Source organism: Bradyrhizobium amphicarpaeae (genome assembly GCF_002266435.3).
Taxonomy (GTDB): Bacteria; Pseudomonadota; Alphaproteobacteria; order Rhizobiales; family Xanthobacteraceae; genus Bradyrhizobium; species Bradyrhizobium amphicarpaeae.
The window spans coordinates 1,619,803-1,642,341 of sequence record NZ_CP029426.2; the positions used below are offsets into that span (position 1 = coordinate 1,619,803).

The window sequence follows — 22,539 nt, forward strand, 5'->3', positions numbered from 1 at the left end:
CCCGTCGATCTAACGCGGCGGCGGGCAGGGCGAATAGAACGCGCCGTTGGCCGCATTGATGCGTTCGACGCATTGGTTGGGATCGGTAACGGTCCCGGCCACGGTGAAATCGTAGCCCATGCCTTTGACGACGACGACGTAGCGGCCGGGTGACAGCGTGAAGCCGTCCTGCTCCGGCTGCAGCAACAGCATCCTCGGCTGATCCTCGACCGGTCCCACCTTGTAGGGGTGGGACATGCTGCGAATGACCCAGGAATCGCCCGCGCTGACCATGGCGGCCTTGCCGGAGGCGTCGACGCCCAGCGACCTCGACACCTTCGCGACGACTCGAACTTCGGTCACGCTTGCCTCGATGCTTCCGTCAGGTCTGAACACGATGAAGGTGACGTCTCCGCTTGTCAGGGTCGTTGCACTCGGCGTGTTGATGGCCGCCGAGATCGCAACGCGGCGGTCCGGAATCTTTCCGGGGACCGGTTTCAGTTCCTGCAGTTGCCCCTCGTTCAACGCGTAGACGCCGAACGTGGTCGGCAGGGGCATGGAGGGGTGTGCGGGTGGCGCCGGCTCCTTTGCAATGTCGGGCGCTCGTTCAACATTCGCGCTCTCGGCTGGGGGCGGGGCGGTCGGCCGGGGCTCGGAGGCGCTTGGCGCGCGTTCGGATGGCTGGGCCAATTGTGACAGTGCAGTCATTTGTGTCTTCAACCGCGGCCAATAGATCACCGCGGCGCTGGCACCGGCCATGAGCAGGAGAATGACGGCCAGTCGAAGCAGAAAGGTGAAGGCGCCGCTCCGTTTGGGTTGATCCGGCTTTCGCGGCGGGGCCACTGGACGGCGCGGTGCTCCGGTGTCCTTCGCAACGGGCGGCGACGCCGAAACGGGGGACGACATCGGAATGGGTGGGGGAGCGGGGGATTGGACCGGCGGGGAGGCCGGAACGGCGCTTGCCGTAATTTTTTGCGGCTCGGACGCGGCGTTGCGCTCGAAGGAACGCTCGACCTCCTTGATGGCGCGTTCGAGAACTTGCTGAAGCTCTCGAGATTCCCGCGCGTCGGCGTGGGTGAATTGCTCCAGAAGCTTGACGCGCGCCAGCTCGTAGACGATCTCCCGCATCTGCCGGGGATCGTCCGATACGGCGCGGATGCGGCTCGACAGGAGACGGATAAACCCGGCCTTGATCTGCTGCGTCGAGGGAGCGTTTGCCGCGGTGTCACCGGAGTCGGTCATCAAGGCCGATCAAGTAGCCCGGATAAGGCTATTTCGCTAGGTCTTTCCGCTTCAAACGCCTCGAGATGAGGCCGTTTCGCCTCGATTGCCAAGGTTGCCAAGCCCTCGCTCGGTGCTCGAAGGTGCTTGCTTTTGGGCGAGAACCTGTGACATTTCGCCAAGCTCCTCTCCTTCGTGGTGTTCGACCATGCGCGGCGTTCTAGCAGTCCTCTCGGTTTTGACGTTCCTGGTTTCGCCTGCCGTTGCGCAGGGGATCAAGGATCAGGCCAACACCACGAGTTCCAGCATCATCACGACGCCGACGAAGAAGGCGCAAACAACCCAAGCGGCGTCCCGGCCGACCGCGGTACGGCATGTGACGGGGCTTCCGGCCGGAAAGTCGGCCCAAGGCGTCTGGCGGGACGGCAAGCTGGTCGCCGTTCCTCGCTGAGGCCGCCGCCCAACGAACCGTGAAGGAACGGTGATCGCCTCCCTGACGTTCTTGCTCGGGAGATATCATATGAAACGACCAGTTCTGATCGCCATCGCGTTGCTGGTACCCGCTACGGCCTGGGCCCAGGGCGTCAACGATCCTTCGACGCCCAACCGCAACGTGACGATTGTCAATCCGTCGCAGCCGGCGCCCCCCAATGCGACGCGTAACATCCCGAGCCGGATCGAGCCCCCCATCACCTCGGGTGGACGCGCCCGGCCCTATCACGGGAATAGAACCCGGGGCAGCGCGTCGAGCCGCCGCTAGCTGCGCCGTTCACTTGTTGCGAGACGAGCTATTGCGGGTTGACCTCGACCTCCAAGGTCGAGGTCCCTGCATCGTGGCGGTTCTTTCCCGAGATCAGCAGCGTGAACTTGTCGGTGCCGCGGGTTTCGTTTTTCGCCGAATAGCGGAAGCCCGACCCGACAACCGCCAATTCTCCTTGCGATGGTCCGCTCACGACCGACACGTCGAAGATCTGCATGTAGGACCACCGCAGTCCCTGGATGCAATCCGCCCCCGGCGCGATCGACATCGTCCATTTCACCGTATCTTGCGACAAGGCGAACGGCGTCCGGTCCTTGATGCAGAGAGGGCTCGCCTGCGCCGCGAGGCCGGATGCAGCGAAAGCAGCGACGGCAACACCTGACAACAATATTGGTCTTGCACGCATGCTCGGCAACTCCACGAGTGATGCCGGAGGATAGCAGCAATGATCTAACGAGGTCTTAGAAGGGCGGTTCTCTGGAGACGGCCATTCATATGGAACTTAGATCAACCGATCATCCCTGGACCCAACTCGGAACCATGCATTCTGCTCCCCGTTTTGCCAGGCCTGACCTTTATTTCGGAAAGGCGTAAGTTATTGATTTTGTTGGGCCCGCCTACTGTGCATGGGGTTGTTTTTCGATTTTTGACGGATGGCCCCGAAGTTCTGAGGCAGGCCCCCGACTATGGCCCGCTGGGTATCATCCCGCCGCCGGCTGGGAAGTTGCTGGCCTTCAGTGTCATTCCGCTGACGCGGAAGCGCACATTACCGGCCAGATACAGATAGTCCGAGGTGGTGCTGCCGACCGTCCGGACCTCGACGTAAGTCAACGTGATCGAGCCGACGCTCGGCGTGACCTGGGTGATGTCGACGTAACGGGCACCAGGGAAGAGCTTCTGGTCGAGCCCGTAGAAGATCTTCTCCCGCTCGGACCACAGCACGAAGTGGCCTCCGGTCTTCTGATCGACCGCCTCATATTGCGTATGGATGACTTGCGGGTATTCGATCTGGCCGGCGGTCGCAGATTGTGTTGCGAGGCAGATGACAAGAGCCAAGGGGGCAATGCTGCGAACCACGTGCTGAAATCCTCGGAGCTAAAGTGGAAACTCTGCCCGCGAATTGGCTTTCGTGCAATCGGCAAAGATATAAACTGAACCTGAGTTGAGGCTGGTGCGGCTAACGATGGCCCTCATGCCCTGGATGTTTGGAGTGACCCGCGTGCGCACCGCCCGAAGTGACCATCCGCCCGGCCGCGGAATGCTGTTTGGGGCGCTCGGTGGCGCGGTCATGACCATCGCCGGCGGCCTTGGCCTCGCAACTCCGTCCCAGTGTTTTGCCCAGACCGAGCCGGAGCCCTCGGTCAACGACTATCTTCCGCCAAGCGAGCCGGAGGTGTCGCGCGACGAATGGCGGCAGCGGATCGAGGACGCACGGCGGCGCGCCAAGGAAGCCTCGCGCGAGCGGCGGGAGCATCCGGAGCTCTACAAGCCGGTCCCGGAAGATCCGGACCTCGTCGCGACCGAACGTCTCCTCCGCGACGATAGCCTGCAACGAGGCGATATCGTCACCACCAAGAAGGGCATGTTCGTCTACCAGGGCCGATCCGACCAGCCGCGTCGCGATCAGGACTTCGTGCCGGTCAACCCCAAATCGGTGCGCTGAACTTCAGTACCGCCGCAGGATCTCGTTGAACTTGGGATCGGTGATCTCAGTCGTGTCGAGCAACAGCGCCTTGCCTTGCGGCGTCGCCTGCACATAGGCCGCGATCAGCAGCGGCTCGTAGCGCGAGCGATTGGCAAGCGCGGCACGGATGTCGGATTGCGCCAGCAGCTTGATCTCATCGTCTGTCGCCGCCGCGCTCGAGGTCACGGTCCGGACGCGCGCGAAGGCGACGTCGATCGGCACCGATCCGGTCAAGAAGGACATCTTCACTGCCGGCGTCGCCGCTTCACCGGCCTGGGCCTGCAGCGTGCCGAGCGTCAGCCAGAGCGCGGGCCTGATCGGGGAGACTTTCAAGGCCGTGATGACGGCGGTCTCGGCCGCCTTGGTCTCGCTGGTCCGTCCGGCCGCCTCGGTGGATGGACGGTGAAGAACGTCGGCGGCCCGCGCCGCCGCGTAGTTCGCGAGCAGGTCACCATCCAGCGAAACCGATGCCAGCACACCGCCGGCGGCCAGCCTGGCCTTCTCGGGCGGAATCTCGCCCGAGAACAAATCACTCGCGCGAAAGTCCGGTCGGACGAGATCGCCGTAGAATGCCATGCCGGCATGAAGCGCCAGCACGATCGCAGTGCAGATGCCGATGACGCGAAGCAGGAACATGCGGTTCATGGTGAAATCGACAAGGCCTGTGAGGGCGAAGCGAACGGATTGAAACGGGAGCAGGGCTCTCAAATTGCCATCAGACTATCGCCCTGGATCGTCAGCAGCGTCAAGTTTCCGGTCGCGTAAGCGCCGGTGTCGATGTTGATGCGGTTCGGGCGAATATCGGGCACGCTGACCGGCGTATGTCCGTGGACGATATATTTGCCGAAGCGCTCCTCGGACGCCAGGAACTCCTCGCGGATCCAGAGCAGATCCTCATCCTTCTGGCGCTCGAGCGGGACGCCGGGCTTGACGCCGGCATGCACGAAGAAGAAGTCGCCGCAGGTATAGGACGAGGGTAATTGCTGCAGGAACGCGAGGTGCTCGGGCGGCAACGCGCGCCTCAGTCCTTCGATCAGCTCGACCTGCTGCTCTGCCGAGGGGTTCATGGTCGGATTGATGCCGTAGGAGACCAGCGTCAGCAGACCGCCATAGTGGCGCCACTCCTGCAGGCGGGCGGGGTCCTTGAGGACTTCGAGCAGGAAGATCTCGTGGTTGCCCTTGAGGCAGACCGTCTCGTGTGTCTTCGAGCGCTCGATCAACAGATCGATGACGGCGCGCGAGTCCGGGCCGCGGTCGACATAGTCGCCGAGAAAGACCTGGATGGCTCGTTCGGGGGCCGAGCGGGCGAGATCGACGTCGATGACGGTTAACAGCGATTGAAGCAGATCGGCGCGGCCGTGCACGTCGCCGATGGCATAGATACGAACCCCGTCGGGAAGCCGAGGCTTGGTCTTCTTTCGAAAGCGTGAGGAAAGGCCCATCGGGTCGGTCGAATCGCTTCCAGCGTCACGAGCGGAACATCGTGACCGCTCTTACCAGAACAAGTCACACATCGGTATTCTTAATTGTTTCCGACCGATTAGCCCGCATTTTGATTAAAGGATCGCGCGGCGTTTGAGCCGTATTTCAAGACGTCTCGCGTAGCGTCTCCCCAACAAGAACGGGGAGCGCGACATGCGCAAATTTGTAAAGTTCCTTGCGGCCGTGGCCGCAACCGTCGTTGCTGCAGGGGTGGAGCAGCGGGCTGAAGCCGCTTTCGTCGGCGCGCCCTTGGGCCTGCGCGGCGCCATCCAGTACATCAAGTTCGACCAGCCGACGCTGGCGCCGATGGCGTTCACGCTGTTTTGCCTGAAGTACAAGGACGAGTGCAAGCCGCGGCCGCAGCAGATCGTGTTCAGGGGCGGTCGCCTGAAGCTCACGGCGGAGCGGCTGGCGCAAATGCAAGAGGTCAACCAGCACGTCAATACCGCGATCCGTCCCGAGGCCAATCTGGAAGGGCTGCGCGGCGAGAAATGGCTGCTGCATCCGACCAGCGGCGACTGCAACGATTATGCTGTGACAAAACGCCACGAGTTGATCGCCAAGGGCTTTCCGGCGCGCTCGGTTCTGCTCAGCGAGGTCGTGACCACCTGGGGCGAGCATCATCTCGTGGTCGTGGTTCGCACCTTCGCCGGCGATCTCGTGCTGGACAATCTCTCCGGCCACATCCTGCCGTGGTCGAAGAAGCCCTACCGCTGGGTCCGCATCCAGTCGCCGAAGAACCCGAACTATTGGGCCTCGCTCGGCGACCGCTCGGTCTGATCACCCGCGCTCTACCGTGATCCGGACTGGCTGACGCTCTGCGACAGCCCCAATCCCACGAGCACTGCAAGGCACAGGATTGCTGCGGGCTGCAGCAGTCCCGAGCCTGCGAAGCTCTGAACCAGCGCAAACAAGACACAGGCCGCGGCGGCCGCGGGGAAGAACGAGTCGCGTCCGCGCTGCAAGGCGCCGAAGAACAGGCGCACGAGCGCGATCATGCTCACCGCCAGCGCAACTGCCAGGCCAATCCATCCCATGCCGGCAAAGACGGCCGTGGCTGTCGACGGCGCCGTCAAAGCGGCTCCGGCATCACTCTGGTAGATCCGGCCCACCGCAGCAAAGGTCCCGGCGCCCGCGCCGAACCAGCGCGTGTCGGACAACATCCGCTCCAGCGCGGCCCGCGTTTCAGTCCCCATATCCGGGACGAGCCGCAGCAGGACCGGTCCGGAGCCCTTTTCGAACAGGAACGACAGCACGATCGCCGCGCCGATCAAGGCGGCAGCGGCGAGCGCGCCCGCGGCCAGAGGCGACAGGTCAAGCCGGCGAATGACGAGGATCAGCAGGATCAGCACGACGCCAAATCCTGCGGCGATCGCGTTGTTGGTCCCGGAAAGGCCAAAGACCGCAGCAGCGCTGATCGATGCCCCCGCAAGGCCGAGCAGTCCAAGCATGATCGAGCGAAGCAGCGAATGGCGCGTTTCAGCCCGCTCGGCCGCAAGCTGCATGACAGCGAGGTTCAACATGAGGCCGAAGCCGGCCAGGGTGGTCGCGAACTCGGAGGTTGCGGCAGAGCCTGCAACCGCCGGCGAGAGCCGATGCAGATCCAGCGTCAAGGCGGAGACCGCGGTAATGCCGCCCAGGACAAACAGGACAAGCTCAGCGCGGCCGCGATCTCGGACGACCACAATGGTCACGCCGAGCAGCGCGGTTGCTGCCAGCGCCATCATCAACGCGTTCAGGGTCGAGCCCAGATCGGCGGTGATCGGCCCGAGCGAGAGGCCACCAAGGACCTCGCGAGCGCTGGCCCAGATCGGATGCCCAAAGCCCAGCGGAAGCGGCATCAGTTGCGCCGCGATCAACAGAGGAATGGCGATCAGGATCCAGCGGCCCCAGGAGGTCGCGCGGATATAATGATCGTAATCGGCTTTTCGCGCGCTCGCGGTCGCCGCCAGCAGGCTGAGCCCGGCAGCCATCGTCCCGAGCTGCGCACCGAACCTGGCGCCGGCGATTTCGAGAGCGGAAGCGGAGACGATGGAAACGATGAGGGAAAAATAAGCGAGGGACAAACGGCGCTCGATGCGGAATCCTGAAACGGTCAGGTCACCATACAAGCGAGCGGGTGGTTTTCAAGCAAAGGTCGTTCCGGCCAACAACTTGCTGGCCTTTGCATGCGCGCCGCAGGTCGATCGCGAGGAAGATCAGCCGAAGAGAGATCAGCGAGCGCTCTTAACCGGCCGGGCGAACACGCGTGCGGCGCGGGCGGCGGCAAGGCTGAAGCGGGCGGCCGAGCCGAAGAGGTAGCCGGCCTGGAGCGCAATGGCGGCAAAGACCGCAGCCTTCAGGCCTTCGAGGACGCCAAGACTTGTCATCAGGCTGACCGGAAGTACGGTGAGCACCAGGGCGAATGTGACCGGCAGCAGCACCAGGACGCGAAAGCGTTGGCCCAGCACGGCACCTACCAGAAAGCTGAAGATCAAAAGCGCGGTCATCCGAAACACTCCGTGCTTCGGACCCTAAGTTCCCCACCCTAAAAAGACCCTTAAGTCGTATGGCTAAATTTGGCCTATTGGCCGCAATTCGCCAGCAGCGACTGATAGGCCTCCCGCAGGCCGTTCAGGGCCACCACCCCCTTGATCTCGCTGTCGGCCTCCTTGACCACCACCGACAACGAGGCCGTCGTCTGCCATTTGCCGGCGGCAAAGGCCGAAACCTCGTCGGGCAGCAGCACCGCCGCGCCCGCGGCCGCCATGCTGGCGTCAAAGGTCAGGCTGCCGCCGCCGCTCGCGGCGATGGTGACCTTGGGACGGCTCCGCGGCGGGAAAGGCCGGATCAGGGCCACCAGCACGTCGATCCTACCCTTTGGGGCACAGCGGACGATGAGGCCGGCGAAGTCCAGGTCGGATTGAGTGGTGTCCGCGGTCTTGGTGATGGCCGCGAAGCTCTCGCCCTCCTTGCCGCCTTGCGTACGGCTGAATTTCCAGACGGAAGTGGACGCGGGGGTGGCCACCTCAACAATGGGCGCGCCCTGGCACGAGGACGGCACGCAGGAGCCAGCCCAATCCAAGGGGCGATCTGCGCTGCCAAGGAGGGAGCCTGCCAGGAAGGCGAACAGAAGGCCAGACACGACGAAATCCAATCTTGATGGTTCCAACCTTAACATGCGGTTGCGAGGTGAAGACGGCCGGTTGCTAGGGTTCCCCGCAGTCCGCGTGGGCGGGATGCTCGTCGACGCGGCTCACGAGGTACAACAAATAGTCACAAAGGGTTAAACCAGGCCCCAAAGCGTGGCCTACACGCAACAGTAGCCGGCCGAGTGTGCCGTTAACCAGCGGGAACACTTGTCGCACCACCCCCTAAGCCGTACCAATCTACGTCAATTGGGGACTCGCGGGCGACATTCATGCATTTCATTGCCAAGACCAACGTGTTGAAGCCGGCTTTCCTCGTAGCCGCTTTGGCGCTTGGAGCGTGCTCGACCAATCCCGGCTCCGGACCGCTTACGGACGACGTTAACAACAAGATTCAGACGGAGAACGCCCCGGCCTACGAGCTTGTGCCGCTCAATCCGGCCACGGTGAAGATCCTGCACACCCATGAGCCCAAGGGGCTTGCCGGCGTGTTTACCGATCGCCGTCCGCCCGCCAGCATCGTGTTCGGCATCGGCGACGTCGTCAGCGTCACCATCTTCGAAGCCGCGGCAGGCGGTCTGTTCATCCCGGCGGAAGCCGGCGTCCGTCCGGGCAACTATGTGACGATCCCGGATCAGTCGGTCGACAATGACGGCTTCATCACGGTGCCCTATGCCGGGCAGATCAAGGCCGCGGGCCGGACGGCGGTGGAAATCCAGCGCTCGATCATCGAAAAGATTGGCAACCGCGCCATCGAGCCGCAGGCCGTGGTGTCGATGTCCTCGCAGCGCACCCAACTCATCAGCGTGCTCGGCGAAGTCAATTCGCCGGCGCGTTACCCGGCGAGCGCGGCGGGCGCCAAGGACAAGGTGCTCGACGCGATTACCCGGGCCGGCGGCATCAAGGGCCAGGGTTTCGAGACCTGGGTCATGCTGGAGCGCGGCGGAAGGCGGGCCACGGTGCCGTTCGAAAATCTCGTGATGGCGCCCGAGAACAACGTCTATGTGCGCCCCGACGACAGCATTTACGTCTATCGCGAGCAGCAGAAGTTCATGGCGTTCGGCGGCAGCGGCCAGAGTGGCGAGTTCAACTTCGATGCCTGGCGCATCAACCTCGGCGAAGCCGTCGGCAAGGCCGGTGGTCTGCTCGATGGTCAGGCGGATCCGTCTTCCGTGTATCTCTATCGCCGCGAGCCGCGCGAGGTCGCTGCCCAGCTCGGCATCGACGTGAGCAAGTACACCTCGGAGACGATCCCGGTCATCTTCAACGTCAACTTGCGCGATCCGGGCGGCTTCTTCCTGACCACCAAGGTCATGATGAAGAACGGCGACATCATCTATGTCTCGAACTCGCGCAATGTCGAAACTGCCAAGTTCCTCAACTTCCTGAGGGTGATCATGGCGACCGGCAGCGATGCCGTGAACCTCAGCAACGACGCGCTGATCTTCCGCAACAACATCAAGCTGGCGCCGTAGACGCCGACTTGATCCACTGAAACCGATGGCACCGGGGCTTTGTCCCGGTGCCATTTTCGTTTAGCGATCAAAGCGGTCTGCCGGGGCTCCGAGTTCGGGATCTGGATCAAGGCGTTCCTAATGGCGCACCGGTCATCGGTCACCCGCGATGTTGCAAGGGGCTTCATGCGCTTTCAAACATTTTGCTGCCGTCTGGCTCTCGTCCCGCTCGCCCTCGGGCTTGCACCGGTCAGGACGGTTCTCGGCGCTGCTGCAGAGCTGGGCGTCCGCCACCGCATCGACGTGATGGTCTCCGCCGAGCCCGAAGCCCCAATTTTGTCGCGCCTCAAGGGAGCCAAGGGCGAGCTGTCCTTTACGGTCCGGCTGTCGGCAAACTCCAAGGAGAGCAAGTTCTTCGGAATGCTGCGTCCGTCTTTCCCGGAGATCGTTGTCCCCGATGGCGTGGGCCAGCCGCTGGTTCAGCAGACCAAGCTCTGGGAGGAGGAGGTCTGCCACCAGCGCCGCGGCCTGCCCAAAGTCACGGTTACCCAACTTGGCGGGCATTTCGGCGAGGGGGAGCGGCGGATCGAGATTTCGGCCATTAACCGGCACATCGGCGTCCTGGTCCCGCCCGATGAATTAACCCCTGGAATAAAACTCGATCCGGGCAGTGACAGCTTTGGGCTATTCTACGCGTTCCGGGCGCAGACCCGGAACAGCCGTCTCAATGTCGATCTCAAGCTCTATCCGATCGACTGCTTCCTCTAAGCTCAAGCAGCCCGCCTCAAGAAAGCACGATGCGCCTTTGGCATCCCAACATGGACTGGTTCAGGATTCGCTGGTCATGGAGCCTGCCTGCGGCCTTCCTCCTGTTCTTTGTGGTGGCTGGTGCGCCGTTCCCGTTCGGCTCGACCAATGATCTGTCGATCGCGTTCTGGTGCCTGTGTCTCGGGACCGCGGTGATCTTCGCGCCGACGCGCGATCTGCGGGCGCCGCATCTGTGGCTGCTCGCCGGCATCGGCGTGATCGTTGTGGCCTACGCGTTCGTGCTGCACGAGCAGCTCTCCGATCATCCCTGGGTCGCGCCGTTCCAGCCGATCTGGAAGCAGGCCTCGGATCTCCTCGGCGTGCCAATCGCTCCGTCTGCGTCGATCGTGAAGAACGAGGCGTTCTTTGCGCTCGGCGCGCCGCTTGCCAACATCCTCGCCATCGTCCTCGGCATCACCGTCGGGGCGAACCGCGATCGTGCCCGCCGCATGCTATGGGTGATCGCAATTTCAGGCGCGGCTTACGCCCTCTACGGCGTGCTCTCGTTCCTGATTGAGCCCACCATGATCCTGTGGCGGGACAAGACCGCCTATCTCGGCAGCGTCACCGGCACCTTCATCAACCGCAACACGGCGGCGGCCTATTTCGGCTCCTGCGCGGTGATATGGATGCTGCTGCTCCTGGAGGATGTCCGCCGCCGGCTTCCTGAGCGGCACATCGAATGGCGGCGTCTGTCGCTAGATCTGCATACGATCCCGCCAAGACAAATCCTTCCGCAGCTCGGCTGCGTCCTGATCTGCCTGATGGCGATGTTCATGACGGGATCGCGCGCCGGCGTCGGCCTGTCGCTGCTCGCGATGATAGTGGCGTTTACGCTGTTCTCGCGGAAAGACCTGCCCCCGCGCACCGGCATCTGGATCTCCCTCGGCTCCGGAATCGCCGTCGCGCTCGGCTTGCTGCAGCTCCTGGGCGGCCGCGTCTCCAGCCGCTTCGATAGCAATGGCTTGGTCGACGAGGGCCGCATCGAGGCCTGGAAATCGACCCTTCGGATCATCGGCGACAATCCCTGGTTCGGCACCGGCATGGGCACCTTCCAATGGGCATTCCCGCCCTACCGCAGCCCCAACATCTCGATTCGCGGCGTCTGGGATGCCGCGCATTCGACCCCGCTGGAACTTGCCTCCGAGGTGGGCATTCCCTTGGCGCTGCTGGTGGCGCTGGGCTGGGGCATCATGCTGCTGGTGTTGGCCAGGGGCGTGTTCGGCCGGCGGCGGGACGTCATCATCCCGCTGGCGGCTGTGGCGACCGCGACGCTGTCGCTGCTGCATTCGTGCCTCGACTTCACGTTGCAGGTGCCCGGCTACAGCATTCCATTCTTTGCGCTTTTCGGCGCGGGCCTGGCGCAGTCCTTCCGGACCAAGGAGATCCGCCCCGTGGCGGAGACGGACGCCACCAGCCGGCGAGGCAAGGGCCACCAGACAACCGCGGGCGCGGCCCCGAGCCGGGCGCCTCAGTTTCACAAAACTGTCTAGATTCGAAGCACTTGCGCCGTTTACGAAGTCTTTAGAATAAGTGGACAGCTCTTCTCTCTTCCGCTAGTTTCCAGCAAAGAGCACAGCCATTTGCCCGGGCCGAGGAAGCATATCGGGGCAGCCGATTTTTGGAGGTTTGTTTATGAGCGTTGTCACGATTGCGCTTCGCATGGCTGCCGCTGCGGCCCTCGCCGCGACCATCTCGGCGGCCGCCTGTGCCGCCGTTTACCCGCCGCAGCGCCAGCTGCCGGCCACCGTCATTTCCGACTTCAAGACCGCCCCCAGTAGCCTGTTGCAGCAATATCCGACCGGGGGCCCGCAGCTGATCTCGCGCGTGCGCGACCTCGGTGCCTCCGATCCGACCACCCTTCCAGGCCTGATAGCGCTCCTGAAGGATCCCGCGACCACCAAGGACCAGATGCGCGGCATCGTCGCCGGCCTCGCCCAGGTCGCCCGCATGGCCGCCCAGTCCGATCAGGCCTATGCCAATGAGATCCAGGCCGCGATCGCCGGCACTGGCAATGCCGACGTGATCGCCGCCTACCAGGCCGCGACCGGCGACGTCGCGATCGCCGCGACCGGCGGCGGTGCGGGCGGCGGCGGAACCGGCGCAGGCGGTCCGACCGGTAGCGGTTTTCCCACTGGCGGCGGTGGTAGCACTCTGATCCGCTTTGGCAATAACACCTCAAGTAACATCGCGCCCAATGGCGGCAGCGGCGGAGTTGGCAGCACCACTAATAGCGTCAGCGGGCGCTGACGGGAACCGCGCATGCGGCAATGAAACCTCACGAAAGCGGCGCCGGCAGCGCCGCTTTTTCTTTTTTGCCATTAAGCGTCCTGCAAAAAGTCGCGTAAGTCGCGCGTTGCAGTGCATCCAGTGCGTTCAATTGGAGGCAGGTTTGTGCTAAGTCCCGCGAAGTGCGGTAGCTTGGTATCCGGGTTTGTACCGATGGCCGGCGGTGGTTTTGGTTAGCATTGATCCCAAGCCAACAGATCGATCCATTTTCAGGAATTGCTAGATGTTGCAGGTGAACAAGCCGACCTCGGAGATTAACCGTGATTTTGCCGAGGCCGATGGCTCAGCTTTGCAGTCGCTGAGTTCGTATTTCGAGATCATCAGGCGCCAGTTCCCGACTATCGTCGCGATCGTCTCTGCCTGCGTGATCCTAGCGGTGCTCTATCTCTTTACCGCGGCGCCGCTGTTCACCTCTACAGCTTCGATGGTGATCGACACGCGCAAGGTGCAGCTGTTCCAGCAGCAATCTGTGCTCGGCGACATTGCGGTAGATTCCGCCACGGTGGAGACCCAGGTGGAAATTCTGAAATCCGAGAACATCAGCCTCGCAGTGATTAGAGACCTTCATCTAATCGAAGATCCAGAGTTCACCGGCTCAGGCGGCGGCCTCTTGGGGTCGGTCATTGGGCTCGTCGCAGGCATTTTTTCAGATGGCAGCGTATCATCCGAATTCGAGCTGACCCGCAGGGCGCTTGAGCGGTTTGAGAAGAACCGCACGGTCAAGCGGCTCGGGCTTACGTACGTTATGGAGATCGGTTTCACTTCGAAGGATCCGGCGAAGGCAGCTAGGATCGCCAACGCAATCGCGGACGCGTATGTTGTTGACCAGCTTGAAGCGAAATACCAAGCAACGCGGCGGGCGAGCGTTTGGCTGCAGGACCGTATTAAAGAGCTGCGTACCCAAGCATCGGCCGCACAAAAGGCGGTGGTCGATTTCAAGAGTGCTAACAACATCGTCGATACTGGCGGGCGGCTCATGAACGAGCAGCAGCTTGCGGAGGTTAACAGTCAGCTCATAATGGCGCATGCGGCTACCGCTGAGGCGAAGGCGAGGCTCGATCGGGCTAACGACATCGTTAAGCAGGAGATCCCGGATGCCTCCGTGGCCGATGCGCTGAAGAACGAAACCATTGTCAAATTGCGCGCGCAATATGTGGACATGGCCTCCAAGGAATCGATCTGGTCGGCTAGATATGGCTCCGATCACCTAGCCGCTGTGAACCTGCGCAACCAAATGGCGGAAATCAAAAAGAACATTGCGGCCGAACTAAAGCGCATCCAGGAATCCTACAAGAGTGACTACGATATCGCAGTGACACGGGAGGAGGCCATTAAGACGAGCCTCGCCAACGTCGTCTCGGAGTCGCAACTAACCAACCAAGCTCAAGTCCAACTCCGTGAGCTCGAGAGCAACGCGCAGTCTTATCAGGCGATGTATGATAATTTTCTCCAGCGCTATATGGAATCAGTACAGCAGCAATCTTTCCCGATCACCGAAGCGCGGATTATTAGCGCGGCGACGACTCCGCTGAAGAAGAGCTCTCCGAAAGCGCTAATTGTCCTTGCTGGAGCACTGATGGGAGGCTTAATGTTGAGTTTCGGCGTCGCCCTGGCGCGAGAACTCACCGATAAGGTGTTCCGCACCACCGGCCAAGTGGAGGAGGAACTAGGCACGAACTGCATCGCCATTCTTCCCGCGCTTAGAGAGGCAGCGTCGCCCGGGATGCTATCCAATAGGTTCTCGACGTCATTCCGGAGCAATGCCAACGAACGAACCCGCGATCTCGAGGTTTCGGGCTCGAAGGGCAATCCCCAGCCTGACATGCTACGCTATGTGGTTGAAAAGCCCCTCTCGCGTTTTGCAGAAGCTGTTCGCTCCTTGAAGGTGGCTGTCGATCTTAACTCGATCGTGCGCGAAAACCGCGTGCTGGCGGTTACCTCGACTTTGCCGAATGAAGGCAAGAGCACGCTTTCGTCAAATCTTGCACAACTCATCGCCCATGGCGGCGCGCGGGTAATATTGGTCGATGCTGATTTGCGCAACCCCTCGCTATCACGCGCCGTGGCGCCGGACGCGAGGAGTGGCCTTGTAGACGTGGTTGCGCAGAAGGTGCAGCTCGATGAAGCGTTGATCATCGATCCCGAGACGAAGCTGTCGATTCTGCCTTCCGGCATCACCTCGAAGCTCCTGCACACTAACGAAATTCTCGCCTCGAAAGCGATGCATGCGCTAGTCACGCAGCTGCGGTCGAAATTCGACTATGTGGTGCTGGACATGCCGCCGATGGCGCCGGTGGTTGATGTGCGTGTCACCTCTTCCTTCGTCGATTCATACGTCTTCGTTGTGGAATGGGGCAAGACTAAGATCGACGTAGTGCGGCATAACATGCGCGGTTCGCCGGAAATTCAGGATAAACTGCTTGGAGTGGTTCTAAATAAAGCGGATACCAAGGCGCTGGCGCGCTATGAATCGTATCACGGTCGCTATTACTATCAGAAGTACTATGCCCGGTATGGTTATGTGGAGTAGCACGCGGCTTACGCTTCAGCCGCTTGCTGTCGCCGCGCTTTGTTGGTCGATTACCGTTCTGCCAAGTTTTCGAGCTGCTGCGCCGGTGCGAGACATCACTCAGCGAATGATAATCGACGACCGCTTTCGGCCTGGAAGCTTGAGTGTTATGCTGACGCAACTAGAGGCAGAGCCGGAGCAGGCAGTCCTGCGATCCAACATGGCTCGGGCGGAGGCTCTTGTGAGCATTCGACGAGCCGAAGGTGTTGCGAATCTCGAGTCCGGCATCGATATCGACGAGGTACAGGAACGCGCCGAGCGGAAGGCGCGCAAGTCTCTTGCACTTAACCCATCAGACTCCTTTCTTTGGTTAATGCTATATTCCGTAGCGTCGGCGCGGAGGGGTACTGACGTTGGCAATGTCCATTACGTTAATGCGTCCTATTTCGCTGGACCGCATGAGGGATGGATTGCCCTGAGTAGAAATCGGCTTGGGCTTTCGATTTTTCCGATCCTCGACCCTTCTGTACAGCAGCTAATTGTTTCCGAATTCGCAGAGCTGGTGGATGCAGGATTTGTAGAGATCCCAGCGACGAATCTGATGGGTGTGGGATGGGAGGAACGGGAACGACTGCTCAACGCTCTGCGGCATGTCGACCCTGCATCGAAGAAGCGCCTTTATAAGCGCCTCCGCCAGGATGGTGTCAAAGTTGCGATTCCTGGTGTTGAAGAAGAGGAGAGACCATGGCCATAATATGTTATCGCCTCCTGCTTGCGTTAGCTATCCTCTTCGCGAGCGTTATTCCATCTGCAAGTTCCGATCAAGCTGGACCAAGATTAACGTTGCAAGGACCTGCTGATCAGTCAAACACTTCTATCATCCGCGATGCGCTTGGGCGTCCTTGTCTCGATATAGAGGCGGCCGCGCGAAAGGAGACAATTGATCCACAGGTCTTGGATCACGTAGTCAGTATCAAGAACAATTGCTCGCGCGCCATCCAGGTAAAAGCTTGTTACGCCAATTCTGAGCACTGCAGCAAACTTGTCCTTTCGCCATATAAGCGTGTCGATACTATTCTGGGATCAATGCGAGGGGTGAAGATCTTTCGATATACTATCTATCAAAAATGAGTGTGGCAGCTTGATCGGTTCTACGCTTGGGTTTGGCTACGTAGCAAGCCGTCAACAAGAATGCTGGCAGGCAATTTGAGTGACTGCTGGTCATGATCGGTGAGAGCTAAACAGCTGCGCGCACCAAGTTGCCGCATGCCGTGCTGCCTAAATCTTGGAAAATTATGCGAGATTGTTCGCAAAGACAGAGAGTATAATTCTCCACCAGGCATCGTTGATTGGGGCGCCTCGGCAAGGTTCAGTGCTAAAAAAGCGCCCGAAGAAACACGATCTAACGCGCGATGGCGCTTCGCTGATACTTTGCCCACTGGGCTCGCGGCCGGGCGACCTCCGGTCGATCGCGTTCGCCAGCCGCCATCTTGAAGCTGAGCTTATCGGCATGCACAAAGTCCCACAACGATTCGTGGTCGACCTGAGACTAGAGCAGATTCTGATCAGACACGATCATAACCGGCTGCGGCGAAGAAGTTCAGGCACTCTTGGGCGGGGAATGCGGCCGGGACGAGGGCGATAGCGTTGTCCAAAGCCTCGATCGATCTGGCGGCGGCCTTTCGAAGGGAGGCTTTGAGCTTTGCGAACGCCATTTCGATCGGATTGAGGTTGGGCGAATAAGGCGGCAGATAGAGGAGCTGGGCCCCCACGGCGCCGATTGCGATGCCGACCTCGGCCCGCTTGTGTGCTGCGAGATTGTCCATCACCACGATGTCGCCGGGCCTGAGTGTTGGCACGAGGACTTGCGTGACGTAAGCCTCGAACGCCGGATCATCCATGGGCCGTCAAGGACCATCGGCGCAGTCATGACTGTCGCCTTGAGCGCGCCGACGGATGTCGTCGTCTTCCAATGACCATGCGAAAGCGCTGCGACACAGCGCTGGCCGTACGACGAACGGCCATAGCGGCGCGCCATCTTGGTCGAGGCTCCCGTCTCGTCGATGAACACCAGCCGATCGATGCCGATCTCAGGCTGAGATGCCTTCCACGCCGCGCGTTCAGCGGCCACGCCCGGCCGATCCTGCTCGCTGGCGTGCGACGTTTTGTTGCGGCGATCAAAGAAGCGCCAGACCACGCTCGGCACGAAATGCTCGCCGTGGACTTTGAGGAGATGGTCAGCGATCTCGGCTAGCGTCATGTCAGGCGTAGCCTTGACCAGGGAGAGGATCTCCGCAGCATGACTCTCGATCCAAGCTGAACGCCGGTCTCCGCCCTGCGCTCCCGCCTCACAGGCACCGGTGCTTCGCCACTCGCTAATTAGTTCGATCGCTGTCGATGGCGCTACGCCGAACCGGCCGGCGGCGCCCCGACAGCTCATGCCTTCATCTTCCACAGCTCGAATAATGCGAAGGCGAAGGTCCGGCGAGAGCGGTTTAGCCATTGGGGGGGCTGGCCTCCATCACCAGCCCTCAGGGTGAATCACTATTTGCCTCCCAAGGGAATCCCTTCCGATTCCGTCAGGTAGGAAAATGCTCTAAGACCGGCAAGTTCGGTAACGAGACCACGTATGGTGAAAATGCTTTCCTTGATCCGCTGCGACAGCTAGATTGCATGGTCTCCCGACACCGCCTTCGGCTTGTGAACGCCGATCTGTCCAGGCTACCACTGCCGGTCTCTTCGTCCGGCTGCATCAAGCCGATGGCCGTGCTAATCGCTACCCCAAACGGCTTGGCCGCCTGATTGCGTGACATCCCGCCCCGATTGCAGCCATGACACGCTTACGAAGATCCAGCGAATACGGATTCCCCATCCATGCTGGCGTCCATCCAGCCAGCATAGTGAATCTGAAAAATGCTGATTGGAATACTAAATCGATTCAACCTAACCAGATCCGATTTAGTTAGTCCTCTTCATCCCGAGCGCCTCAATTATTACTTGATCAAAGTGTTGAGATTCCTTGCCCAAGGCGAGTCCCATGAATTGGGGGCCTTCGAAACTCCAGTAGCTCCAGGGAATGCCTCGCTTCTCGGACGCCGACCGGACTGTTTCAAGCCAGCGCCGTCGAGATGCGGGATCAACGCCGGGGCGCTGCACACCAAACTCCCCGAGGAAAAGGCGTTGCGGTGCAATGCTGTTCTTCTTTGCCCATTCGACTTGTGCATCGAAGATGGCCTCAACGCCAGCGGCGGTGCCGTAGGCTTCGAGACGTTTGAAGGCGATGTCGAGATCCCGGGCGATCTGCGCACGTAGCTTCATGTCCGAGATATCCGCATTCGTGAAGTCCTTCCTTGCGCGACGCTCGACCTCGGCGAGTTCTTCACCCGAAATTGGAAAAGAGATTGCACCGATAAAATTGGCCGCGCTAATGGGCTGCTTAGGATCCTTCGTCAATTGATGGGTGAAAGGATGAGGCGCATATACATGAAATGTATAGTAGGTGTTTGCATCATTATAAGCTTTCGGGGCAATCATCATGAGATCAAGGTTGCAGCAGGCGCAACAACCCGAAAGGACGACGGTTAAATTTGGCGCGGCAGCTCGCACCGCTTCGAAATAGGACTGTTGAGTTTCTTGCCACTGGCTCGCTGATACTTTGTTCCAGGCTTTCGTTGCGGGCTCGTTTAGAATCTCAAGCGCTACACGTTCTTTGGGAAGACTCGAGAGGAGTCGCGCCATGCGGCTTTCGAGTTGCCGAAGTAAAGCGGCATTGGGATCTTCGGCGGCTTCGGTAAAAGACTGAGGCGGAAACCGCGGATCCTGTGAGATAGGATGAAAGTCGAGGATGACGTTGAGGCCGGCATCGAGAATTCGCCGCAGGCGGTCGAGAACGATCTCGTCGAGCTCGGTTGCCTGCTTCGCGTCTGCCGAAAGGAATATACCGAGCCCAACGGTAAGGCGAATAGTGTCGAAGCCGGTGGTTTTCAGCCGGGCCAGATCATCCGGCCTGAGGGGGTGTGTCTCGGCTGTAAATGGCGGCCAAACGTAGCGCGGCGGAGTGCTCGACGTCATCATGGGCCAGTTGAGTGCGCTATGGATCGAGATTGCCCGACCGATATGCATTTGGGGCAATGGCTGCGTCCTGCCGTGCTGAGGAACAGCGAGTAGGATCAAGAGGGTGGTAAACCAAAGCGCTCGCATTTGCTTTCGGCAGATCATCGAGAGTCCTCTGGCTTGTATTTCAGCGGCAGAGCGGGGGCCGTATCCATCGGTTTGGAGCGATTAGCGTTTTCATTGGGCGACGTCGCGTCGGCAGCCTCGTCCCGCCCACAGCTCTTAACTGTCCGAAAGCGCTCCCGCAGTGCAACGAACGGCGTCTCAAGCCAGTAATACGAGGCGGTCGCGAAGGCAAAGCTCATGACGAAATTTAAGACCGCGAGGCCCGAGGTCGGCAGGCTTGTCGGGCCGAATGCTCCGGCAAAAAAATGCCAGAAATAGAGCGAATAGCTGAGTTTCCCGACGAAGACGACTAAGGGTAGATTCAAGATGAATGCGATAAAGCGCGACAGCGGGCTTTGCGAATAAAGAAGATTGTAGAGGATCACGACTACTGCCACAGCCTGAACCGTATAACGCAAGGTTTCGCGAAAGATTGGGTCACGCCAAAGAAGGCTACCGAGGATCGCCACGATCCCCAGGCTCAGCGCCAGCGGATGCTCAAGCCGGCGCAGGATGTTCTGCCAATAGGATACTTCGAGCAGAAGCGCAAGCAAGACTCCGAAAGCAATCGAATCGATGCGATACTGCGTTTGGTAGTATGTGATGAATGAGTAAGCCGGATCATCGATTGGATTCATGGTCACAAAGATCACCCGGGCCAAGAGCGGGATAATGCACAGAATCAGTACTGCAATGCGCAGTCGGCCTCCAAGATCAACCAGAGCCGCAAAGAGCACCGGAAATACGATGTAGAAATGCTCTTCGACCGACAGCGACCATGCGATAGAGAATGGCATCGCAGTATAGCTGTGCGTCACGTAAAGATTAGAATAATAGTAATTCGCAAAATAGAACAACGCGGAGAGTATCGGTTTAAGTTCGATCTGGTTGGATCGCCCGGTTAGTGAGAATACCAACACGGCTAAGATCGCGTAGGCGACAACAACGGGGTAAAGCCGGATGACGCGCCTCAGGTAGAAATCCCTGATGTTCACGCTCCCAGTCGTCTTGTATTCCGACAAGAGCAATCTTGTGATCAAGAAGCCGCTGATCACAAAGAAGATCAGCACGCCAAGTCCGCCGGGAAAAAGGCGCGCGTTTACAAAGTGACTTAGCATCACCATCATAATGCTGACAGCCCGTAAACCGTCGAGCGTCGGGAGTCGCTCGAAACGTGCGTCGAGACTAGGGGAGGGAGGCGCTTCTCTGATTATCATTCGTTACCCTCCAACGGTTTGATCAAAGTAGTCACTCCTGCCTCACCGACTTCACCCGACCAGACGAGGCGGCTCGCCGGCATTTTCTTACCGAAAGCGGGCGAAACCCAACCTCCGCCGTCCGCAGGTTCTCCTCCTCTATGAAGCATTACCTTACCGACAGCCGAAAACTGGAACGCTAAAATTGCTTTTCCATTTTCGATGACCCGGCAATCAATATCCCCGACGTCGACCTCAAGGCTTGGTGCGAACTGGAATGAGATCTCAGCTCTGCGCGGCGCCCCTTGGCCGATCAGTTGGTCGCGCACGATGATTGTTCCTTGTTCCGTAGTGATGCTTCGGCGATGGCGGACGGCGAAGGAGGCCTCGTAGCCGTCGTGGCTTGCAACGAGGCGCCATGTCTCGCCGGGTTGGGACGTTTCGAGCCTGACGTTCGCTTTTTTCGACCAGTTGAATGGTCCGGTCATGCTGCTCTGGTTTGCGTTGCTGACCGAGAGAGTATTGTGGGCAGCCGTGCTGCGGAACCAGTCCCGCCAGTCTGCGCCAGCATGATAAAGATAGGTGCCGGGATCGACGAGTATCCCTCTGCCGTTGCGCGCGAGGGTAAACGATAGTGCGTCGGCATGCCCGTGGGCGGCGATTGATAGATACCCCAGTGGTCCGTGATCAAAGACGAGGTGCCAACCGTTATGGCGCACGACTGAATATCCGCCCGTCGCAAAGGTTTTGAGCCCCCGCCGCTCGCCGATCGTTGCCACGCAGCTGGCGACGTCCGCGGCGTAGCGGCCACTCCTCACGCCGACTGCTAGCACAAATCCCTCGTCGTCGTCGCCGATCGCGGGCACTCGGCAATCAGAATCGGCGAGCCAGGCGATGAAATCGGCAAACGCGTCGAGGCGTTTAAGGGTGGCAGGAGCGATTGGTTCTACTTCATGCGCCACCAAGAGGAGCTCGGCGCTAAAAGCACCGTAGGTCGGAGACTGCTCGGCCGGGACGCCATCGGGGAATATCTGTTTCAACGCTTCCGCGTCGAGAACGCGGAGCGCGTGCGCGGCGGCAGCGGCAGCGCCAGCAAGGTCAGGCATCGCGAGGCCGATCAGGTATTCGGCGGCGGCTTCCGCGATCAGATGATTGTTGGCCGACGAGAAGCGGGAAGGAAAGCGCTTTAGCCAGTAGAGGGAAGCGGCAAGGATACTGCGCAGGCGGCTCGACGTCGCCCCGCTCAAACGCTCGCCGACAAGACTCGAGACGACGAGCAGACTGATCGCCCGCAACGCCACTTCGATGCCGGAATTCCACGCGATGCCCCGAAATGGAGGGTTGGCGTCAAACCAGCTCTGGATTGCGGTCTCGACCGCGGCCAGAGCGGCGCCGCCGCCGTCGCCGTCGAGCGCGACCTTTGCCGCGAGCGGCTGCAGGAATTGCAGACGGTTAATCTCCCAAACGCACTTGATGTCGCCAAGTGCGCGCTCGTGTCGGTAGGGAATGTCAAAGCAGTAATGCTCGCTGCCTGGCCACAGGCCGCCGGTCGCTGGATCGAGGCGCCACAATTCGGCAGGGAAGAGATTTGACGGATCGCGCTTCGGCCAGGTGTGCCCAAGTGCCACAAATTGTCCGGCCAGCGTCTCTTCCGCAGCGACCATGACAGCCTCCCGTCGCTCTCCGGCAAGGCGAAGTGCCAGGCGAGCAAGCCCGTCAAGTCGCGGTATGGGCCCCGGCGCGGTATAGCGCGCCCACCCTTCTAAACGGTTCTTTGCGGTGCTTCGTTTCGCTCTCTCGACGACACGATGA

At 60.5% G+C, this 22,539-nt stretch carries 22 protein-coding genes; 10 read left to right on the forward strand and 12 right to left on the reverse strand.

Annotated features, from left to right (window positions below; translation table 11 throughout):
• Positions 1-9: 9 nt before the first annotated feature.
• Positions 10-1,221, reverse strand: coding sequence for a hypothetical protein (locus tag CIT40_RS07835; RefSeq protein ID WP_094895309.1), 1,212 nt, complete (start codon positions 1,219-1,221; stop codon positions 10-12).
• Positions 1,222-1,438: 217 nt separating this feature from the next.
• Between CIT40_RS07835 and CIT40_RS07840 the strand changes: the two genes are divergently transcribed.
• Positions 1,439-1,651, forward strand: a complete 213-nt coding sequence (locus CIT40_RS07840) for a hypothetical protein (protein WP_244611925.1) — start codon at positions 1,439-1,441, stop codon at positions 1,649-1,651.
• Between the two features lie 69 nt (positions 1,652-1,720).
• Entirely contained in the window at positions 1,721-1,960 is a 240-nt protein-coding gene (locus CIT40_RS07845) for a hypothetical protein (protein ID WP_148667180.1), read from the forward strand.
• Positions 1,961-1,988: 28 nt separating this feature from the next.
• On the opposite strand, the gene CIT40_RS07850 is transcribed toward CIT40_RS07845, so the two are convergent.
• Both CIT40_RS07850 and CIT40_RS07855 read right to left on the reverse strand, forming a co-directional pair.
• The gene (locus CIT40_RS07850; RefSeq protein WP_094895311.1) at positions 1,989-2,366 is read right to left on the reverse strand and encodes a hypothetical protein; all 378 of its coding nucleotides are present in this window, start codon (positions 2,364-2,366) and stop codon (positions 1,989-1,991) included.
• 278 nt (positions 2,367-2,644) lie between these two features.
• The gene (locus CIT40_RS07855) at positions 2,645-3,016 is read right to left on the reverse strand and encodes a hypothetical protein (protein WP_244611926.1); all 372 of its coding nucleotides are present in this window, start codon (positions 3,014-3,016) and stop codon (positions 2,645-2,647) included.
• A 136-nt stretch (positions 3,017-3,152) separates the two neighbouring features.
• Here CIT40_RS07855 and CIT40_RS07860 point away from each other — a divergent pair, with 136 nt between their 5' ends.
• Positions 3,153-3,623, forward strand: a complete 471-nt coding sequence (locus CIT40_RS07860) for a hypothetical protein (RefSeq protein WP_244611927.1) — start codon at positions 3,153-3,155, stop codon at positions 3,621-3,623.
• Positions 3,624-3,626: 3 nt separating this feature from the next.
• Here the strand turns inward: CIT40_RS07860 and CIT40_RS07865 are convergent, their stop codons facing one another.
• The gene (locus CIT40_RS07865) at positions 3,627-4,289 is read right to left on the reverse strand and encodes a hypothetical protein (protein WP_094895314.1); all 663 of its coding nucleotides are present in this window, start codon (positions 4,287-4,289) and stop codon (positions 3,627-3,629) included.
• A 59-nt stretch (positions 4,290-4,348) separates the two neighbouring features.
• Positions 4,349-5,086, reverse strand: a complete 738-nt coding sequence (locus CIT40_RS07870; RefSeq protein WP_094895315.1) for a metallophosphoesterase family protein — start codon at positions 5,084-5,086, stop codon at positions 4,349-4,351.
• A gap of 193 nt (positions 5,087-5,279) precedes the next feature.
• Here CIT40_RS07870 and CIT40_RS07875 point away from each other — a divergent pair, with 193 nt between their 5' ends.
• Positions 5,280-5,906, forward strand: a complete 627-nt coding sequence (locus CIT40_RS07875) for a transglutaminase-like cysteine peptidase (RefSeq protein WP_094895316.1) — start codon at positions 5,280-5,282, stop codon at positions 5,904-5,906.
• An 11-nt stretch (positions 5,907-5,917) separates the two neighbouring features.
• On the opposite strand, the gene CIT40_RS07880 is transcribed toward CIT40_RS07875, so the two are convergent.
• The 3 genes from CIT40_RS07880 to CIT40_RS07890 all read right to left on the reverse strand — a co-directional run bounded on the left by CIT40_RS07880 (position 5,918) and on the right by CIT40_RS07890 (position 8,262).
• On the reverse strand, positions 5,918-7,237 hold the full coding sequence (locus tag CIT40_RS07880) for a hypothetical protein (RefSeq protein ID WP_244611928.1): 1,320 nt from the start codon (positions 7,235-7,237) through the stop codon (positions 5,918-5,920).
• 102 nt (positions 7,238-7,339) lie between these two features.
• A complete protein-coding gene (locus CIT40_RS07885) occupies positions 7,340-7,615 on the reverse strand; it encodes a hypothetical protein (protein WP_094895317.1) in 276 nt (91 codons plus the stop codon).
• Between the two features lie 74 nt (positions 7,616-7,689).
• Positions 7,690-8,262 (reverse strand): hypothetical protein, encoded by a 573-nt coding sequence (locus CIT40_RS07890; protein WP_244611929.1) that lies wholly within the window; start codon positions 8,260-8,262, stop codon positions 7,690-7,692.
• Positions 8,263-8,526: 264 nt separating this feature from the next.
• Between CIT40_RS07890 and CIT40_RS07895 the strand changes: the two genes are divergently transcribed.
• The 6 genes from CIT40_RS07895 to CIT40_RS07920 all read left to right on the forward strand — a co-directional run bounded on the left by CIT40_RS07895 (position 8,527) and on the right by CIT40_RS07920 (position 16,067).
• On the forward strand, positions 8,527-9,729 hold the full coding sequence (locus CIT40_RS07895) for a polysaccharide biosynthesis/export family protein (RefSeq protein ID WP_094895318.1): 1,203 nt from the start codon (positions 8,527-8,529) through the stop codon (positions 9,727-9,729).
• A 120-nt stretch (positions 9,730-9,849) separates the two neighbouring features.
• Positions 9,850-10,476, forward strand: coding sequence for a hypothetical protein (locus CIT40_RS07900; RefSeq protein WP_244611930.1), 627 nt, complete (start codon positions 9,850-9,852; stop codon positions 10,474-10,476).
• 29 nt (positions 10,477-10,505) lie between these two features.
• A complete protein-coding gene (locus tag CIT40_RS07905; RefSeq protein ID WP_244611931.1) occupies positions 10,506-12,008 on the forward strand; it encodes an O-antigen ligase family protein in 1,503 nt (500 codons plus the stop codon).
• A 142-nt stretch (positions 12,009-12,150) separates the two neighbouring features.
• A complete protein-coding gene (locus CIT40_RS07910) occupies positions 12,151-12,765 on the forward strand; it encodes a hypothetical protein (RefSeq protein ID WP_094895320.1) in 615 nt (204 codons plus the stop codon).
• A gap of 262 nt (positions 12,766-13,027) precedes the next feature.
• Positions 13,028-15,334, forward strand: a complete 2,307-nt coding sequence (locus CIT40_RS07915) for a polysaccharide biosynthesis tyrosine autokinase (protein ID WP_094895321.1) — start codon at positions 13,028-13,030, stop codon at positions 15,332-15,334.
• A gap of 106 nt (positions 15,335-15,440) precedes the next feature.
• Entirely contained in the window at positions 15,441-16,067 is a 627-nt protein-coding gene (locus CIT40_RS07920) for a hypothetical protein (RefSeq protein WP_094895322.1), read from the forward strand.
• Positions 16,068-16,878: 811 nt separating this feature from the next.
• Here CIT40_RS07920 and CIT40_RS07930 read toward each other — a convergent pair.
• The 4 genes from CIT40_RS07930 to CIT40_RS07945 form a co-directional block, all read right to left on the reverse strand.
• Positions 16,879-17,816, reverse strand: a protein-coding gene (locus tag CIT40_RS07930) for an IS630 family transposase (RefSeq protein ID WP_094895323.1) whose coding sequence is annotated in 2 segments (ribosomal slippage) — positions 16,879-17,219 and positions 17,219-17,816 — 939 coding nt in all. Because the reading frame shifts where the segments join, the coding sequence is not laid out codon by codon here.
• 455 nt (positions 17,817-18,271) lie between these two features.
• On the reverse strand, positions 18,272-19,387 hold the full coding sequence (locus CIT40_RS07935) for a glycoside hydrolase family 5 protein (RefSeq protein ID WP_162307399.1): 1,116 nt from the start codon (positions 19,385-19,387) through the stop codon (positions 18,272-18,274).
• 140 nt (positions 19,388-19,527) lie between these two features.
• Positions 19,528-20,748 (reverse strand): acyltransferase family protein, encoded by a 1,221-nt coding sequence (locus CIT40_RS07940; protein WP_094895325.1) that lies wholly within the window; start codon positions 20,746-20,748, stop codon positions 19,528-19,530.
• The gene (locus tag CIT40_RS07945) at positions 20,745-22,391 is read right to left on the reverse strand and encodes a heparinase II/III family protein (RefSeq protein WP_244611932.1); all 1,647 of its coding nucleotides are present in this window, start codon (positions 22,389-22,391) and stop codon (positions 20,745-20,747) included. Before CIT40_RS07945 ends, CIT40_RS07940 begins: the two co-directional genes overlap by 4 nt.
• Positions 22,392-22,539: the final 148 nt, after the last annotated feature.

Bases quoted from the DNA above. Each gene is read 5' to 3' on its own strand.
- CIT40_RS07935 (WP_162307399.1), bottom strand. From the start codon at position 19,387: ATGATGACGTCGAGCACTCCGCCGCGCTACGTTTGGCCGCCATTTACA.
- CIT40_RS07895 (WP_094895318.1), top strand. From the start codon at position 8,527: ATGCATTTCATTGCCAAGACCAACGTGTTGAAGCCGGCTTTCCTCGTA.
- CIT40_RS07940 (WP_094895325.1), bottom strand. From the start codon at position 20,748: ATGATAATCAGAGAAGCGCCTCCCTCCCCTAGTCTCGACGCACGTTTC.
- CIT40_RS07865 (WP_094895314.1), bottom strand. From the start codon at position 4,289: ATGAACCGCATGTTCCTGCTTCGCGTCATCGGCATCTGCACTGCGATC.
- CIT40_RS07835 (WP_094895309.1), bottom strand. From the start codon at position 1,221: ATGACCGACTCCGGTGACACCGCGGCAAACGCTCCCTCGACGCAGCAG.
- CIT40_RS07905 (WP_244611931.1), top strand. From the start codon at position 10,506: ATGCGCCTTTGGCATCCCAACATGGACTGGTTCAGGATTCGCTGGTCA.
- CIT40_RS07920 (WP_094895322.1), top strand. From the start codon at position 15,441: ATGATAATCGACGACCGCTTTCGGCCTGGAAGCTTGAGTGTTATGCTG.
- CIT40_RS07870 (WP_094895315.1), bottom strand. From the start codon at position 5,086: ATGGGCCTTTCCTCACGCTTTCGAAAGAAGACCAAGCCTCGGCTTCCC.
- CIT40_RS07860 (WP_244611927.1), top strand. From the start codon at position 3,153: ATGCCCTGGATGTTTGGAGTGACCCGCGTGCGCACCGCCCGAAGTGAC.
- CIT40_RS07850 (WP_094895311.1), bottom strand. From the start codon at position 2,366: ATGCGTGCAAGACCAATATTGTTGTCAGGTGTTGCCGTCGCTGCTTTC.
- CIT40_RS07910 (WP_094895320.1), top strand. From the start codon at position 12,151: ATGAGCGTTGTCACGATTGCGCTTCGCATGGCTGCCGCTGCGGCCCTC.
- CIT40_RS07945 (WP_244611932.1), bottom strand. From the start codon at position 22,391: ATGGTCGCTGCGGAAGAGACGCTGGCCGGACAATTTGTGGCACTTGGG.
- CIT40_RS07845 (WP_148667180.1), top strand. From the start codon at position 1,721: ATGAAACGACCAGTTCTGATCGCCATCGCGTTGCTGGTACCCGCTACG.
- CIT40_RS07915 (WP_094895321.1), top strand. From the start codon at position 13,028: ATGTTGCAGGTGAACAAGCCGACCTCGGAGATTAACCGTGATTTTGCC.
- CIT40_RS07885 (WP_094895317.1), bottom strand. From the start codon at position 7,615: ATGACCGCGCTTTTGATCTTCAGCTTTCTGGTAGGTGCCGTGCTGGGC.
- CIT40_RS07900 (WP_244611930.1), top strand. From the start codon at position 9,850: ATGGCGCACCGGTCATCGGTCACCCGCGATGTTGCAAGGGGCTTCATG.
- CIT40_RS07875 (WP_094895316.1), top strand. From the start codon at position 5,280: ATGCGCAAATTTGTAAAGTTCCTTGCGGCCGTGGCCGCAACCGTCGTT.